The sequence below is a fragment of the Microbispora amethystogenes genome, assembly GCF_016863015.1.
Lineage (GTDB): Bacteria > Actinomycetota > Actinomycetes > Streptosporangiales > Streptosporangiaceae > Microbispora > Microbispora amethystogenes.
In genome coordinates this window covers 54,088-68,243 of record NZ_BOOB01000027.1, presented here as the reverse complement: position 1 = coordinate 68,243, position 14,156 = coordinate 54,088, and the positions used below count along the sequence as shown (strand labels likewise).

The following is a 14,156-nucleotide window of genomic DNA, read 5'->3' as shown; positions in this document are numbered from 1 at the left end:
TCAGCGTAGCCGCCGTCCGCCGCCTCAGTAAGCGGAGGCCGTCTGGGTTCCGTCCGCCGCGAAGGTGCGGCGGAAGATGAACACGCAGGCCTCCACGAGCTCGTCGGTGGGCGGGGCGGGGTCGCTCAGCACCCACTCGATCAGCAACTCGGTGATCGCGCCGATCAGCCCGAGCGCCAGCAGGTGGAGGTCCAGGGGAGGCGTGCGGCCCGCGCCCCGCGCCGAGCTCTCGATGATTTTGGTGAAGGCGGCCACGGCCTGCTGCCGGGCCCCGCTCAGCACGTTGCCGGCCCGCCGTACCTCCAGGTGCATCACCCGGGCGCGCCGCGTGTCCGCGGTGACGAAGCGGACATACTCGGCGATGCCCGCGACGATGCGGTCGTCGAGCGTGGGCGGGGCCTTCTCGATGGCCTCGCCCACCGAGGCCAGAGTCTCCTCGATGCACCGGTCATAAACCGCCCGCATCAGGTCCTCGCGGCTGGAGAAGCATTCGTAGAAGGCGCGGTTGGAGATACGCGCGGTCGCGCAGAGCCGCTCGATGGTGGTGGAGTGGAAGCCGGGGTGAGCGAACAAGGAGTAGGCGGCTGTTATGAGCCGTTCCCGCCTGTCTGCCAGCCTTTCGGCAGCCGACATCCCCCGATAGTCCCGTCCCGCCACTCTTCACCTCGCGCTCTCATAGTCCCCCAGAACTCCCCATTATGAACGCAAGATCCTTTTAGTGGAAGTGCTGGGAATTAGCTGATTTAGGAACATGCTAAACCGGCCGAATGGCTTGACATAAGCATCAATCATCACGACTATTAGCAATAGGTGTGAACCGGTACAGATGCAATTGCATCTGCGATTTCGGGCCGCGCAGGGGCGAGGCGGTCGTCAGCACGGCGGCGAGCGGCGGCCGAGGCCCGCCGCGTGCCGTGCGGGGATGCGTTCCGAGACCGGGCCCTTCGCGCGCCCTCCACCCCTCCTACCTGGGGCGACCAGGCCCGGGGCGAGCCGGGGTGTGGGCGCGGAGGATCCTGGCACCGGTCTCCCCGGTTCGCTGGAAAGGGTCTAGGGAGGCTCTAGAAAGAGTCTAGAAAAGCGTGGGGTTCTCCGGCTCGATGCCGCGCAGGCCGTCGTAGTCGAGCGTGACGCAGTCGATGCCGCGGTCGGCGGCGAGCACGCGCGCCTGCGGCTTGATCTCCTGGGCGGCGAAGATTCCCTTCACGGGCGCCAGGCGAGGGTCGCGGTTGAGCAGTTCGAGATAGCGGGTGAGCTGCTCCACGCCGTCGATGTCGCCGCGCCGCTTGATCTCCACCGCCACCGCACCGCCGAGATGGTCGCGGCAGAGGATGTCCACCGGCCCGATGGCGGTCATGTACTCCCGGCGCACCAGCGTCCAGCCGTCCCCGAGCGTGGTGATGTGCTCGGCCAGCAGCTCCTGCAGGTGCGCCTCGACGCCGTCCTTGCGCAGCCCCGGATCGACGCCGAGCTCGTGGCTGGAGTCGTGCATGACCTCCTCGATGGTCAGCACCAGCTTCTCGCCGGTCTTGCCGTGCACCACCGACCAGGTGAGGACGCCGTCGATCGTCTCCTCGCGGACCTTGCAGGGCGGGTTCATCCAGTTCAGTGGCTTGAACGCCCGGTCGTCGGCGTGGATGGACACGCTGCCGTCCGCCTTCATCAGGATGAGCCGGGGCGCCATGGGAAGGTGAGCCGTCAGCCGTCCCACGTAATCGACGCTGCACCGCGCGATGACCAGCCGCATGAGCGTCAACCCTATCGGGCTTCCGGAGAGCCGGAGCCGTTCTGCGGCACTGTCCACCGGAGCGCGACGTGTTCGCGTGACCGCCCCGCCGCCGGGCCTGACCGGTGTGACGAGCATCCCGGCGTACGAAGGCGAACCGGTGCTGGAAGAATGGGGCGGGATCTCCCGTTCCGCCTGACATGAACTCCCCGGAAGGACGCCCGTCGTGAGCCCCCGCCGTGCCCGCCGCCGCGGCCCGTTCGAACGCCCGGACGGCCGTGCGGCACGCCCGGTCGGCGCTTCGGTCTCGGGCGTGGACCGCGTGGAGAGCGCGCCGGACGGGGAATGGGTTGTGCGCAACGTCTCCGGGGCCACCCAGGGCAAGGCGTACCGGTGCCCGGGCTGCGAGCAGGAGATCACGCCGGGGCTGCCGCACGTGGTGAGCTGGCCGGCGTGGTCCGGGGGAGAGGACGAGCGGCGGCACTGGCACACCGCGTGCTGGCGCAACCGGGTCAACCGGGGCCCGGGCCGCAGCCGCTACTGACACGACGTATACGAGGTGGGAATGGACATCAGGGCCTCCACGGTGCTGCCTGCCCGGCGCGAGGACATCGAGCTGCACACGGCGGACGGGCTGACCCTCGTCGGCGAGCTGGCGCTGCCCGAGACCGGGCCGCCCGCGGCCACGCTGGTCTGCCTGCACCCCCTGCCCACCCACGGCGGCATGATGGACAGCCACGTGCTGCGCAAGGCGTCGTACCGGCTGCCCGCGCTCGCCGGCATCGCCGTGCTGCGCTTCAACACGCGCGGCACGACCTCCGACCGGGGCACCTCGCAGGGGGCGTTCGACGAGGGCGAGGGGGAGCGGTGGGACGTGGCCGCCGCCCTGGAGTACGCCGACTTTCACGACCTGCCGAACCCGTGGCTGCTCGGCTGGTCGTTCGGCACCGAACTCGCGTTGCGGTGGGGCCGCGACCCGCTCGTACGGGGCGCGATCCTGCTGTCGCCGCCGCTGAAGCGGGCCGGGGACGAGGACGTCGCCGCCTGGGGCGAGTTCGGCCGCCCGCTGGTGGCCCTGGTTCCCGAGCTGGACGACTACCTGCGCCCCGAGGAGGCCGCACGGCGGTTCGCCGCGGCGCCGCAGGCAGAGGTCATCGGCGTCGAGGGGGCCAAGCACCTGTGGGTCGGCGAGCCGTACGTGCGCGTCGTGCTCGACGAGGTCGTCAAGCGCCTGAACCCCGCCGCCGCGCCGCTGCCCACCACCGTGTGACCCGCCGCCCGCGCGTGCGCCGCGGCGTGTGGTCGCGCCAGGTCGCGAATCGGTGACGAAGGGCGGCCGGAGGTGTGCCGCGCGTTACCGTGAGCTGATGCAGCTCTACTCGCGATCCGCAGGAAGCGGCCTGCCTGTCGTCCTGCTCCACGCGTTTCCGCTGTCCTCGGCGATGTGGCTCGCCCAGCGGGAGGGACTCGCGCCCTTCTGCCGCGTGATCACTCCTGACCTGCGCGGCTTCGGCGGCACGCTCCTCGGCGACGACGAGCCCTCGGTCGACGCGATGGCCGACGACGTCGTGCGGCTGCTCGACGAGGAGGGCGTCGACCGCGCGGTGGTCGGCGGCCAGTCGATGGGCGGCTACGTGACCATGGCGCTGTGCCGCCGCCATCCCGAGCGGGTGCTCGGGGTGATCCTCGCCGACACCAAGGCGCAGGCCGACCCGGAGCCGGTGCGGGCCAACCGGGAGCGGATCGCCGCGGCCGTCCTGGCGGGCGACACCGGCGTCCTGCTCGACGGGCTGCCCACGCTGGTCGGCGCGACCACCAGGGAGCGCAGGGGAATGGTCCTCGGGAGGGTCCGCGGGCTCATGCAGGCGGCGCCCCCCGCGGCGGTCGCCTGGGCCCAGCGGGCGATGGCCGCCCGGCCCGACGCGTTCGGCACGCTCCGGTCCCTGACGGTGCCCGCGCTGGTGGTCGTGGGCGACGAGGACGAGATCTCGCCGCTCGCGGACGCGCGGGCGATGGCGGAGGCCGTCCCTGAGGCGCGGCTCGCCGTCATCGAGAAGGCGGGCCACCTGTCCGCCATCGAGCAGCCCGAGGCGTTCAACCGCGTCGTCGCCGAGTTCGTCAAATCCCTCGCGCCCTGATCGCCGTCCGCTCGGGTGAGAGCCCGGCCCGCGCGTGACTCCCATCGCGTGACGCCCTGGTGACGCGGAACGGGGCCCGGCGATGATCGCCGGGCCCCGCTCCTAGCCGTCACTGTCGCCCGGCCGTCGTACGGCCTCGGCGGACTCCCCGAATGTGCCGGTGATCTACTCCTGCCACCACTCCGAGTCGTCGTCGCGCTTGGTCGAGCTGATCGGCTCCGCCGGCGCGGCGGACACGACCGGCTTGTCCGCGATGGGCGGAGCGGCCGACAGGGCGGGCTTCGCCGGGGCCGCGGTGACCGGGGCCGGCTCGGCCTCCATGCCCGGCAGCGGGGCGCCGCCGAGCAGCTGACGGAGCTGGGCGAGGTGGCTCGTGATGCTGTCGCGCTGGCGGGTGAGCTCGTCCACCTGGCGCTGCATCGCCGTTCGGGTGCGCTCGGCCTCGTTCTTGGCGTCGGTCACTATCGTGTCGGCGCTGGTCTTGGCCTCCGCCACGAGCTGGTCGGCGTTCTTGCGCGCGTTGGCCAGCAGCTGCTTGGCGTGGGTGTCGGCCTCGCGGCGGGTCTGCTCGGCCTGCTGCGTGGCCTTTGCGGCCCGCTGCTCGGCGGTGGCGGCGCGCTGCTCGGCCTCGGCGACCAGCTTCTGGGTGTTGGCTTGGGCGGTGGCGTGCCGCTCGGCCTCCTGGCGCTCGGCGTCCTCGCGCCGGGCGGCGAGCTGGATCTCGAACTCCGCCTCGTCCTGGGCCCGCTTGGCCTCCGACTCCTCGAGGATCCGCTGCGCCTGTGCCCGCATCTCGTCCGCCTGGCGCTTGGCCGTGGTGAGCACCTCGTCGCGCTCGCGCTTGGTCGACGCCCGCAGCTGGGCGACCTCGCGCTCGGTCGTGGTGCGCAGCTTGGCGATCTCCCGCTCGGCGTCGGCCCGCTTCTCGGCGACCTCGTGGTCGGCGGTGGCGCGGATCTTGGCGACCTCGCGCTCGGTCGTCGCGGTCAGCTCGTCGGACTCGCGCCGCGCGGTGGAGCGGATCTCCTCGGCGTCGCGGTCGGCGGTGCTGCGCATCTCCTCGACCTCGCGAGTGGCCAGCGCCCGCTTCTCCGCCGCCTCGTTCTCCGCCGCCGCCCGCAGGTCTGCGGCGTCCACCTTGGCGGCGGCGCGGATCTCGTTCGCCTCCGACCTGGCCGCCTGCACCAGCTCGGTGGCCTGCTCCTCCGCCAGCCGCAGCAGCTGCTCGATGCGGGCGCCGAGACCCGAGTAGGTGGGGCGCTCCTGCTCCTGGAGCTGGCGCTGGGAGTCGGAGAGCTCCCGCTGAAGCCCGCTGACCTGCTCCTTGGCCTGACGCAGTTCGGTGTCGAGCGTCTTCAGGTGGTCGTGGACCTGGTGCCGGTCATAACCCCGGAGCACCACGTCGAATTCGCGGGAAGGGGCATCCTCGAAGAAGTTGTTGAGCTGGGCGTCGATGTCGGACTGCATGAGGCTCGATCCTGGTTGTCGAGACGGCTACAGGGGCCGGACGGGGGGGTCGGTTCCGAGGCGAGGAGCCGGCATTGGCATCCACGTCCGGTGATGAACGCCAGCGTACTCCGGTACTGCCGCGTTGGCGGCCCCCTCCGACTTTCTGCGCGACTTGTTACGTATGAACGTTTCTTGCGTTTACTTAACGCTTGGACGACTCGACAAGCTCGGTGAGAACCCCTCCCACGTCCTTGGGATGCAGAAACGCGATCGAAGCTCCCATCGAGCCGTGCCTGGGCCGCTCGTCGACCAGGCGTACGCCCTTCGCTCCGATTTCCTCCAGGGCTTTGGTGACGTCCGCCACGCCGTACCCGATATGATGCACGCCCTCGCCCCGCTTGGCGAGGAACTTGCCCACGGCTGTGTCGGGGTGCAGCGGTTCGAGGAGCTGGACGTACGACGCGCCCTGGTCGCCGTCGGCGACGTGCAGCATCGCCTCCCGGACGCCCTGCTCCTCGTTCACCTCCCGGCTGACGACGGTCAGCCCGAAGACCGACTCGTAGAACTCGATCTTCTCTTCGAGGTTGTGGCAGGCCACGCCCACGTGGTCGATTCGCAGGAGCATCGCAGGTCCCTTCGCCGCGCCCGCATCCGGGCGACCCAACTACTCCTGGGTATGGTGACACCGTTGCCCTGATCTCGCAGTGGAGGGTCTCGAAATGTCTGGTTCCGTCATCGTCGCCGGAGCACGCACGCCCATCGGACGCCTTCTCGGCTCACTGTCCGGCCTGTCGGCCGTCGAGCTGGGCGGAATCGCGATAAAAGCGGCGCTGGAGCGGGCGGGCGTCTCCCCGGACCAGGTCCAGTACGTGATCATGGGTCAGGTGCTCCAGGCGGGCTCCGGGCAGCTCCCCTCCCGCCAGGCCGCGGTGAAGGCCGGAATCCCCATGACCGTGCCCTCCCTCACCATCAACAAGGTCTGCCTCTCGGGGCTGGACGCGATCGCGCTGGCCGACCAGCTCATCCGCGCGGGCGAGTTCGACGTCGTGGTCGCGGGCGGCATGGAGTCGATGACGAACGCGCCGCACCTGCTGCCCGGCCTGCGCAAGGGCGTGAAGTACGGCGGCGCCGGGATCCTGGACTCGACGGCGTACGACGGCCTGACCGACGCGTTCGACCAGGTCGCGATGGGGGAGTCCACCGAGCGCCACAACGCGAGGCTCGGCCTGACCCGTGAGGAGCAGGACGCCTTCTCCGCGCGCTCACACCAGCGCGCCGCCGAGGCCACCGAGAAGGGCCTGTTCGACGACGAGATCGTCCCGGTGACGCTGCCGCAGAAAAGGGGGGAGCCGGTCCTGTTCTCGGCCGACGAGGGCATCCGCGGGGACACCACGGCGGAGTCCCTGGCGAAGCTGCGGCCGGCGTTCACCGAGGACGGCACGATCACGGCCGGGTCCGCCTCGCAGATCTCCGACGGCGCCGTCGCCGTCGTCGTGATGTCGCGGGCCAAAGCCGAGGAGCTGGGCCTCGAGTGGCTGGCCGAGATCGGCGCGCACGGCAACGTGGCCGGGCCGGACAACTCGCTCCAGTCGCAGCCCGCCAACGCGATCGGCCAGGCGCTGGCCAAGCAGGGGATCGGCGTGGACGACCTCGACCTGCTGGAGATCAACGAGGCGTTCGCCCAGGTCGTGCTGCAGTCGGTGAAGGAGCTCGGCGTCCCGCTCGACAAGGTCAACGTCAACGGCGGCGGCATCGCGCTCGGCCACCCGATCGGCGCGTCCGGCGCCCGCATCGTGCTGACCCTGGCCCACGAGCTGCGCAGGCGCGGCGGCGGCCTCGGCGCGGCCGGGCTGTGCGGCGGCGGCGGCCAGGGCGACGCGCTGATCATCCGGGTCCCCGCGCCCACGGCCTGACCGGGGAACGGAGCGAACGTGGACGTCCGGGAGCTGGCCGCCCAGGTGCGGCTGGGACGGCCGAGGGCGGTGGCCCGGCTGATCTCGCTCGTCGAGAACGCCGCGGAGAACATCGCGGAGTACTCCACAGGGAACGCCGCAGGGAACGCCGCGCGTGCCGGTGGTGAAGGCGGGGCGGAACCGCCGGGAGCGAACCGTGTCCTGCGCGAGGTCATGGCCGACCTCGCCACCGGCGCGGCCCGGCCGTACACCGCCCGGGTGATCGGCCTGACCGGCGCCCCCGGCGTCGGCAAGTCGACCTCGACCGGCATGCTCATCCGGGCGTTCCGCAGACGGGGCAGCAGGGTGGGGGTGCTGGCGGTCGATCCGTCCAGCCCGTTCACCGGCGGCGCGCTGCTCGGCGACCGCGTGCGGATGCAGGAGCACGCGACCGATCCGGAGGTCTTCATCCGCAGCATGTCCAGCCGGGGCCACCTGGGCGGGCTCGCGTGGGCCACGCCGCAGGCGCTGCGGGTGCTGGAGGCCGCCGGCTGCGACGTGATCCTCGTCGAGACGGTCGGCGTCGGTCAGGCCGAGGTGGACGTCGCCCGGCTGGCGGACACCACCGTCGTCATCCTCGCCCCCGGCATGGGTGACGGCGTGCAGGCGGCGAAGGCGGGCATCCTGGAGGTCGCCGACGTGCTGGTGGTGAACAAGGCCGACCGGGACGGCGTCCAGGCGACGGTGCGCGAGCTGCGGAACATGACGGGGCTCGCCGAGCCGCCGTGGCGTCCCCCGATCGTCACGACGGTCGCGTCCAGGGAGGAGGGCGTCGACGATCTGACGGCCGCGCTCGACAAGCACCAGGCGTACCTGGACGAGTCGGGCGAGGGGCGCAGGCGGCGGCTGGCCCGTGCCCGCGACGAGATCGAGGCCATCGCGCTCGCCAGGCTCCGCTCCCGCTTCGCCGGGCTGCACGGCGACCGCCTCGACGCGCTGGCCACGCGGCTGCTCGACGCGGGGACCGACCCTTACACCGCCGCCGACGACCTTCTCGCCGCGCTGCGCTGACAGGCGGGCCGTACGGGTCAGGGCTCGCCGGTGTACTTGATCGTGACGGTGGTGAAGCCGAGCGACTTCAGCATGCCCTCCAGCATGGCCTTGGTGTTCTGGTCGGCCCTGGAGCGCAGGTCGCTGGCGGCGGCGGCGTCGCCGATCTTGCGTTCGGCCAGGACGTACAGCTCCTGCTGGTTCTGCGGCGACGACGACAGCAGGTCGGAGATGCGGTCGAAGATGCCCCGCTCCTGCGCGAACACGTACGACCGCTTGTTGTCGAGGTTCGGCTTCTCCAACTCGGCGTGCGGCAGCCGTACGGTCACCGCCGTGCGGTCGGGAGAGACCGTGAGCGCGTCCTTCGGCAGGCCCGAGAACTCTACGTACGCGTCGACGCTGCCGGCACCGACGAACAGCGTCCGGCTGCCCTTGATGGCGTCGGGCAGGAACTTCGCGTCCTTCTCCAGGTCGACGATGACCTGGAACTCACCGGTCGCGGCCTCGAAGCGGCTCAGGTTCTGCACCGACCGCAGCAGGGCGGGCCCGCTCCTGTCGATGGTCTGGTCGCCCAGCGGGTCGATCCAGGACCAGGTCAGGCGGGCGCCGACGACGAGCAGGGCGATCACGACGAGCAGACCGGCGAGCACCCGCCAGCCGCGCCCCCGGCGGCGGGCGGGTGTCCCGGCGCCCGTCATGGCGTCGGTCGCGGCGTCTGCACCGGGGCCGGTGTCGGCCGGCGCGAAGGAGGGACGTGTCTGTCGGTCCACGGGTGGAATCTTCCCGGTATTTCGGCGATCTCACGCCCGGCAAGATCGATTCCTGTTTTCGCCGTTCTTCGGCTCTCTGAAACCCCGTCTTCGGCCCGCCCCAACCAGAACGAGCCGCCTGACCGTGTGGCGGTCGGGCGGCTTCGTCCAGGAGCCAGGCCGGACCCGGACCCGGACCCGGGCCGGGAGCCGGGCCGGGACCGGGGTCAAGACCAGAGCCAGGAGCAGAGTCAGGGCCGGAGCCGGGCCGGAGCCGGGCCGGACGCGGGCGCGGCCAGACTCAGGCCGGACTCAGGCCGGACCCTGACGGGGCCCGACCCAGCCTGACTCAGGAGGGTGCGAGGAGGGCGGCGGGCACGTCCGTCACCTGGGGAGCGTCCTGCCCGGTGTCGTGACTGCCGGTGTCGTGACTGCCGGTGTCACGGGTGCCGGTGCCGCCGCGGCCGGAGTCGTCGCCCGTGCGCCGGTCGTCACGGCCGGGGCCGGGGACGTGTTCCACCACGCCGCGTCGCTCGGCGTGCCCTGGAGCGCGGTCCGGCGCGTCACCCGTTCCGTGTCCGCCTCCTCCCTGTCCGCTTGCTCCCTGCCCACTTGCTCCCGGACCGCCGGTTCCGCGTCCGCCGGTACCGCCTACGTCGGCTCGCCGCCCGCCGGGACCCCTCTCGTTCCGTATCCCGTCATGCGTCCGGCCCTGCCGCCCGGAGGCGGTGTCCCCTGGGAGGCCTGGTTGCGCGCCTTCGGTGGCGGAGCCTCCGTTCCAGGGGCCGGGCCGCAGGCGGGGGGATCCGGCGGTGCCGGGCGGAGGGCCTTCACCGGGGCCGGCGGGCGCGCCGGGCCGCACCTGCCCGCCGGGACCGCCATCACCAGCGGCACCGCCCGGACCCGCCGAACCGGGACCGCCCCGGCCGGCGCCGTCCGCAGAGCCCGCACCAACCGGGCCTGTGCCAGGGGTTCCTGGTTCGCCGGTGGGGACGGGCGCGCCGGCGGACGGCGTCGCCCCGGGGCGCCCGGCCGGATCCGCCGGGGTGGGATTGACGGGATAAGGAGTCACCGCGGGGTTCACGGGCCGGGTGCCCCCACCGAAGTGCCTGGCCTGCAGGCCGCAGGAGACGAAGTCGGAGTAGAACAGCCGCAGCCAGTCGTGCCGCTGCGCGTCGGTCAGTTCCGAGAACCACAGGGCGGCGGCGTGCTGCTCCGGAATCGCTCCGGGAGGCAGCGGATCGTTGCGCAGCCAGGCGACGACGATCGCCCGGTAGCCCTCCGCGGCCACCCCGGAGCAGGGGCGGGCCAGCCCGTCGAGGAACTCGGTGGCGGCCCGCTGGGCGTACCCTGCGCCGAGATCGCCCAGGTGGACGACCACGACCCCCGGAGCCACCGGCCCGCCCTCGCCGGGCGCGCGCTGCTCGACCCGTTTGAAGGCGGCCGGGGTCCCGGCCAGCCGCGCCGCGAGCATGGTGAACATGCCCGCGAGGTCGGTCAGCCCCGCGCGCAGCGCCGGACGCACGCACACGGTGATGGGCCACTCCTGGCAGGCGTAGCGCTCGCTCGCCAGCGTGGTCCGCGGCTCGCTCACCAGCCGGGCCGCGCCCGTCCCCGCCGCCAGGACGGCGATCGCCGCGGCGGCCAGCGCCAGCGTCCGTCCGGTAACCAGGGCGACCCACCCGAGGAACAGCGCGGCGCTGAGCCCCACCAGCCAGAGCGCCTGGTCCGCGTAGGAGGTCGCGCCGACCGTGAGCAGCTCGTACGGCTGCCGGGCGGCGGGGATGAGCCGGCCGGCCCAGTTGGGCCCGGTCGCCAGCAGGGTGAAGACGCCGTACGTGCCCGCTCCCGCGAGCAGCGGGACGACGGTGACCGGCAGGAGCCAGCCCAGTATCCAGCCGACCATCACGTACAACCCCAGGCCCGCGACGGACATGGCGAGGCCGCCGGGCAGCAGTGCGCCGCCCTGCCCGGTCAGCGCGGCGCGCAGGCCGAGCAGCAGGACGGTCGCCCCGAAGGACCCGGTCACGACCGCGATGATCGACAACGGCGCCCTGGCGGCCCGCCAGGGCGTCAGGACACGGCCGCGCTCGGCGCGGCGCCTGCGCAGCGCCACCCACGCCGCGAACGCGGCGCCGACCGGCCCTGTCAGCCGCAGCGAGCCGATGACGGCCGCCACTATCTCGTCCCAGTCCATGAAACCGGGAATCAGGACGCTCCACGCGGCGACGAGCCCGAGCACGAGCAGCACGGTCCCCGCGACCAGCGCGCCGTGTTTCAGCTCTCCGCGTGAACCGCCCCTGTGCTCACCCACAGCCGGGCGCGGCCACCGGCCACGCCGTCGAAGTCCGGCGCGCATGCGGCGCCGGGACAGCAGTGCTGCCCATTGAGAATCTCCCCCGTGTCTGCGTGAGCGGTGTGCGAACCCGCGCCGTTCCCCGTGGCGCTGGTCCTCCGGCCGGCCTCGCCTCGCCTGCTCCGTGCGGGTGTCCCCGGATCCCGTCGTCCGCCGCGGCCGGCCGACGGCCGGCCGCTTCCCCTGCGGCGAGATCCTGTGACACCCGGTAGCAGACGGGGTTCCCCGTGCCGCCGGGTTTGCCGCCGCCTCACCTTTCGACGATGGCAACCATAACGGAGCGTGACCCTGCCGGGGGGAGTTCTGGGGTCAAGGACTCGATCCGGTTACGCTGGGTGCCCCGGACGATCATGGCCGGAGCCGCGCTACCGTATATCGCTGTGTCCGTTCCGCCCAGCTCAGAGCCACCGTCCGTGACCGGTCCCCGGCCGCTCAAGCTCCCGTTCGACCCGATCGAGCGGGCCGCCGAGACCTGGCGCGCGACGTTCGGGCCGTCGTCGGCCATGGCCGCCGTGACTTCGATCATGAGAGCCCATCAGATCCTGCTGGCGCAACTGGACACGCTGCTCAAGCCGTACGACCTGACCTTCGCCAGGTACGAGGCGCTCGTGCTCCTGACGTTCAGCCGGTCGGGGGCGCTGCCGTTGTCGAAGATCGGCGAGCGGCTGATGGTGCATCCCACGAGCGTCACCAACACGGTCGACCGGCTGGAGCGCGCCGGGCTGGTGCGGCGCATGCGCAACCCGCGCGACGGCCGCGGGGTGCTCGCCGAGATCACTGGCGAGGGCCGCGACATCGTACGGCGGGCCACGGACGACCTGATGAACGCCGGTTTCTGCCTGGGCATGTACGACGACGCCGAACTGGGCGAGATGTTCGGCCTGCTCCGGACGCTCCGGGTCGCCGCGGGCGACTTCAGCCCCTGACCGCGGCCCCTGACCGCGGCCCCTGGCCCGGCCCCCCGGCGTGAGCGGGCCCCGGCCGCTGTCGCGCGGCCGGGGCCCGAAGGTGGAGCGGCGGCGCGCCCGCGTGTCACGGGTGCGCCACCGCTCCGCGGTCGTCAGCGGCCGACGGCGTGGAGGGCGTCGACGATGCCCTTGCCGTAGAAGCCGTTGCTGCCCGCCGTGCCCTCGCAGACGTGCGTGGCGGTCACCGTGGTGCCGCTCGGCAGGTTGCGGGTGTAGGTGAAGGCGGGCGGGTTCGGGCAGGCCGTCTTGGTCGCCGTGCCCTTGAGGATCGCCTCGACCCTGTCCGGGTCCAGGGTCAGGCCGCCGCGCAGGCGGTCACGCTGGCCGTACCGGCTGACGATGAGCGCCGCGACGCCGGCCGCGCGCGGCGAGGCCATCGAGGTGCCCTGCAGGTACTGGTAGTAGGCGCAGGTCGAGCCCTTGCAGTCCTTCACCACGTAGTCGACGGTGGGGTCGCCGTTCGCGTCGATCTCGCCGTTGGCGACGGCCAGCGCCTTGGGGTACGCCGACAGGGTGGCCTTGCTGACGTCCCGCGTGTTGCCGGGGGTGTCGTAGACGTCGCCGCCGGGCGAGGCCACGTCGATGTAGCCGTTGCCGTAGCTGGAGTAGTAGGCCTTCCGCTTGCTGATGCCGGTGGAGGAGACCGAGATCACGTGCTCGGCCTCGGCCGGCAGCGAGACGCAGGACGCGGGGATGGTCCGGGTCCTGGTCGCCTGGCCCGGGAAGCTGGCGTAGTCGGGGCTGGTCGCGTCGACGTTGGTCTTGGTGTAGTCGATCGCCTCGTTGCCGGCCGCGCCGACCAGCGTCACCCCGTGCGCGTGCGCGTAGTCGATCGCCCGCTGGGTGGCGGCGATGTAGAGCCGCTGCTGCGCCTGCTCCTCGGGGCTGTCGGCCGGGTTGTCGGCGCAGTTGAACAGCCACGGGTCGATGTAGTAGCTCATGTTCACCACGTCGACGCCGATGTCGCCCGCGTAGGTGAGGGCGTCGACGGTCGGCTGGAGGAAGAAGTAGCCCGAGTCCTGACCGGCCCGGAGGTTCACGATCGTCACCTTGGGCGCGACGCCCGAGATGCCCAGCTTGTTGATGGGGGAGGCGATCGACGAGGCGACGTGGGTGCCGTGGCCGTCCTCGTCCACGTCGTTCGGGTCGGTGCAGGACCCGTCGGGGTCGTCCTCACACGGCCCGTCGATCTCGGTGCCGTTGGCGTCCGCGGGCACGTCGACCGTGAAGTTGCGGCTCAGCCGCCGGTCGAAGTTGGGCGCGATGTCGGGGTGCGAGGCGTCGACGCCGGTGTCGAGGATGCCGACGAGGACGCGCTTGTCGCCCTGCTCGTACCTGTGTGCCTCGTCCGCGTGGATCTGCTTCATGTCCCACTGCAGGTCGGCGAGCGGCTCGTCCTTGACGTTGCGCCCCCACTTGGGACCCTTGCCGCCCCGGCCCTCCCTCTCGACGCCCCGGTTCCTGGCCGCCCGCGAGGGGGCCTTCCGCGCGGCGGACGCCTTGGCGTCGTCGGGCGCGCTGCCGATCACCCGGTTGGGCGCGACGCCCTCGATGGCCGCCGCCCCGGCGAGGGCGTTGGCGAAGCCGGCGTTCGTGCTGCTGACCGTGGCCACGCCGACCTCGGTGTTCGCCTTCACCACGGTGCCGCCCGCGGCCTCGATCGCCTTTTGGGCGTCCGCCGCGGACGTGCCTTCCTTGTACAACACCACGTATTCGGTCTGCGTCGCCGATCCCGCGGCCGTCGGTGCGGCCTGCGCGGGTACGGCGAGGGTTGCCGCCACCATCGCCGCGGTCGCGGCGACGACTGTCAAGCGGTTCACATCCACCT

Annotated in this window: 13 protein-coding genes; 6 read left to right on the top strand and 7 right to left on the bottom strand. The window is 72.2% G+C overall.

Translation table 11 applies throughout. The features are described from left to right. Nucleotides 1–24: 24 nt before the first annotated feature. Both Mam01_RS19000 and nucS read right to left on the bottom strand, forming a co-directional pair. Entirely contained in the window at nt 25–633 is a 609-nt protein-coding gene (locus Mam01_RS19000) for a TetR/AcrR family transcriptional regulator (protein ID WP_204286620.1), read from the bottom strand. 439 nt (nt 634–1,072) lie between these two features. After that, a complete protein-coding gene (gene nucS, locus Mam01_RS18995; protein ID WP_204286619.1) occupies nt 1,073–1,747 on the bottom strand; it encodes an endonuclease NucS in 675 nt (224 codons plus the stop codon). A 205-nt stretch (nt 1,748–1,952) separates the two neighbouring features. Between nucS and Mam01_RS18990 the strand changes: the two genes are divergently transcribed. The 3 genes from Mam01_RS18990 (at nt 1,953) to Mam01_RS18980 (ending at nt 3,864) form a co-directional block, all read left to right on the top strand. Further along, nucleotides 1,953–2,270, top strand: coding sequence for an Rv1322 family protein (locus Mam01_RS18990; protein WP_191910433.1), 318 nt, complete (start codon nt 1,953–1,955; stop codon nt 2,268–2,270). Between the two features lie 21 nt (nt 2,271–2,291). Then, nucleotides 2,292–2,996: an alpha/beta hydrolase gene (locus Mam01_RS18985; RefSeq protein ID WP_150939427.1), complete on the top strand. Its 705-nt coding sequence runs from the start codon at nt 2,292–2,294 to the stop codon at nt 2,994–2,996. Between the two features lie 97 nt (nt 2,997–3,093). Beyond that, on the top strand, nt 3,094–3,864 hold the full coding sequence (locus Mam01_RS18980; protein WP_204286618.1) for an alpha/beta fold hydrolase: 771 nt from the start codon (nt 3,094–3,096) through the stop codon (nt 3,862–3,864). Nucleotides 3,865–4,029: 165 nt separating this feature from the next. On the opposite strand, the gene Mam01_RS18975 is transcribed toward Mam01_RS18980, so the two are convergent. Beyond that, on the bottom strand, nt 4,030–5,331 hold the full coding sequence (locus Mam01_RS18975; RefSeq protein WP_204286617.1) for a DivIVA domain-containing protein: 1,302 nt from the start codon (nt 5,329–5,331) through the stop codon (nt 4,030–4,032). Between the two features lie 184 nt (nt 5,332–5,515). Beyond that, a complete protein-coding gene (gene mce, locus Mam01_RS18970) occupies nt 5,516–5,938 on the bottom strand; it encodes a methylmalonyl-CoA epimerase (protein ID WP_150939422.1) in 423 nt (140 codons plus the stop codon). Nucleotides 5,939–6,032: 94 nt separating this feature from the next. Here mce and Mam01_RS18965 point away from each other — a divergent pair, with 94 nt between their 5' ends. Then, the gene (locus Mam01_RS18965; protein ID WP_204286616.1) at nt 6,033–7,226 is read left to right on the top strand and encodes an acetyl-CoA C-acetyltransferase; all 1,194 of its coding nucleotides are present in this window, start codon (nt 6,033–6,035) and stop codon (nt 7,224–7,226) included. Nucleotides 7,227–7,244: 18 nt separating this feature from the next. Next, nucleotides 7,245–8,276: a methylmalonyl Co-A mutase-associated GTPase MeaB gene (gene meaB / locus Mam01_RS18960; RefSeq protein ID WP_204286615.1), complete on the top strand. Its 1,032-nt coding sequence runs from the start codon at nt 7,245–7,247 to the stop codon at nt 8,274–8,276. A gap of 17 nt (nt 8,277–8,293) precedes the next feature. Here the strand turns inward: meaB and Mam01_RS18955 are convergent, their stop codons facing one another. After that, complete coding sequence (locus Mam01_RS18955) at nt 8,294–9,025, bottom strand: DUF4230 domain-containing protein (protein WP_239101426.1); 732 nt, start codon at nt 9,023–9,025, stop codon at nt 8,294–8,296. Nucleotides 9,026–9,353: 328 nt separating this feature from the next. Beyond that, a complete protein-coding gene (locus Mam01_RS18950) occupies nt 9,354–11,318 on the bottom strand; it encodes a hypothetical protein (protein ID WP_204286614.1) in 1,965 nt (654 codons plus the stop codon). A 455-nt stretch (nt 11,319–11,773) separates the two neighbouring features. On the opposite strand from Mam01_RS18950, the gene Mam01_RS18945 reads away from it, so the two are divergent. Next, nucleotides 11,774–12,286: a MarR family transcriptional regulator gene (locus Mam01_RS18945; RefSeq protein ID WP_239101425.1), complete on the top strand. Its 513-nt coding sequence runs from the start codon at nt 11,774–11,776 to the stop codon at nt 12,284–12,286. Nucleotides 12,287–12,420: 134 nt separating this feature from the next. Here Mam01_RS18945 and Mam01_RS18940 read toward each other — a convergent pair whose 3' ends face one another. Further along, nucleotides 12,421–14,148 carry a S8 family serine peptidase gene (locus tag Mam01_RS18940; RefSeq protein WP_239101424.1) on the bottom strand — a complete coding sequence of 576 codons (1,728 nt, stop codon included), beginning with the start codon at nt 14,146–14,148 and terminating at the stop codon, nt 12,421–12,423. Between the last annotated feature and the right edge of the window lie 8 nt (nt 14,149–14,156).

Excerpts from the sequence above, each read along its gene's own strand:
- Mam01_RS18980 (WP_204286618.1), top strand. The coding sequence starts at position 3,094 with ATGCAGCTCTACTCGCGATCCGCAGGAAGCGGCCTGCCTGTCGTCCTG.
- nucS (WP_204286619.1), bottom strand. The coding sequence starts at position 1,747 with ATGCGGCTGGTCATCGCGCGGTGCAGCGTCGATTACGTGGGACGGCTG.
- Mam01_RS18975 (WP_204286617.1), bottom strand. The coding sequence starts at position 5,331 with ATGCAGTCCGACATCGACGCCCAGCTCAACAACTTCTTCGAGGATGCC.
- Mam01_RS18985 (WP_150939427.1), top strand. The coding sequence starts at position 2,292 with ATGGACATCAGGGCCTCCACGGTGCTGCCTGCCCGGCGCGAGGACATC.
- mce (WP_150939422.1), bottom strand. The coding sequence starts at position 5,938 with ATGCTCCTGCGAATCGACCACGTGGGCGTGGCCTGCCACAACCTCGAA.
- Mam01_RS18965 (WP_204286616.1), top strand. The coding sequence starts at position 6,033 with ATGTCTGGTTCCGTCATCGTCGCCGGAGCACGCACGCCCATCGGACGC.
- Mam01_RS19000 (WP_204286620.1), bottom strand. The coding sequence starts at position 633 with ATGTCGGCTGCCGAAAGGCTGGCAGACAGGCGGGAACGGCTCATAACA.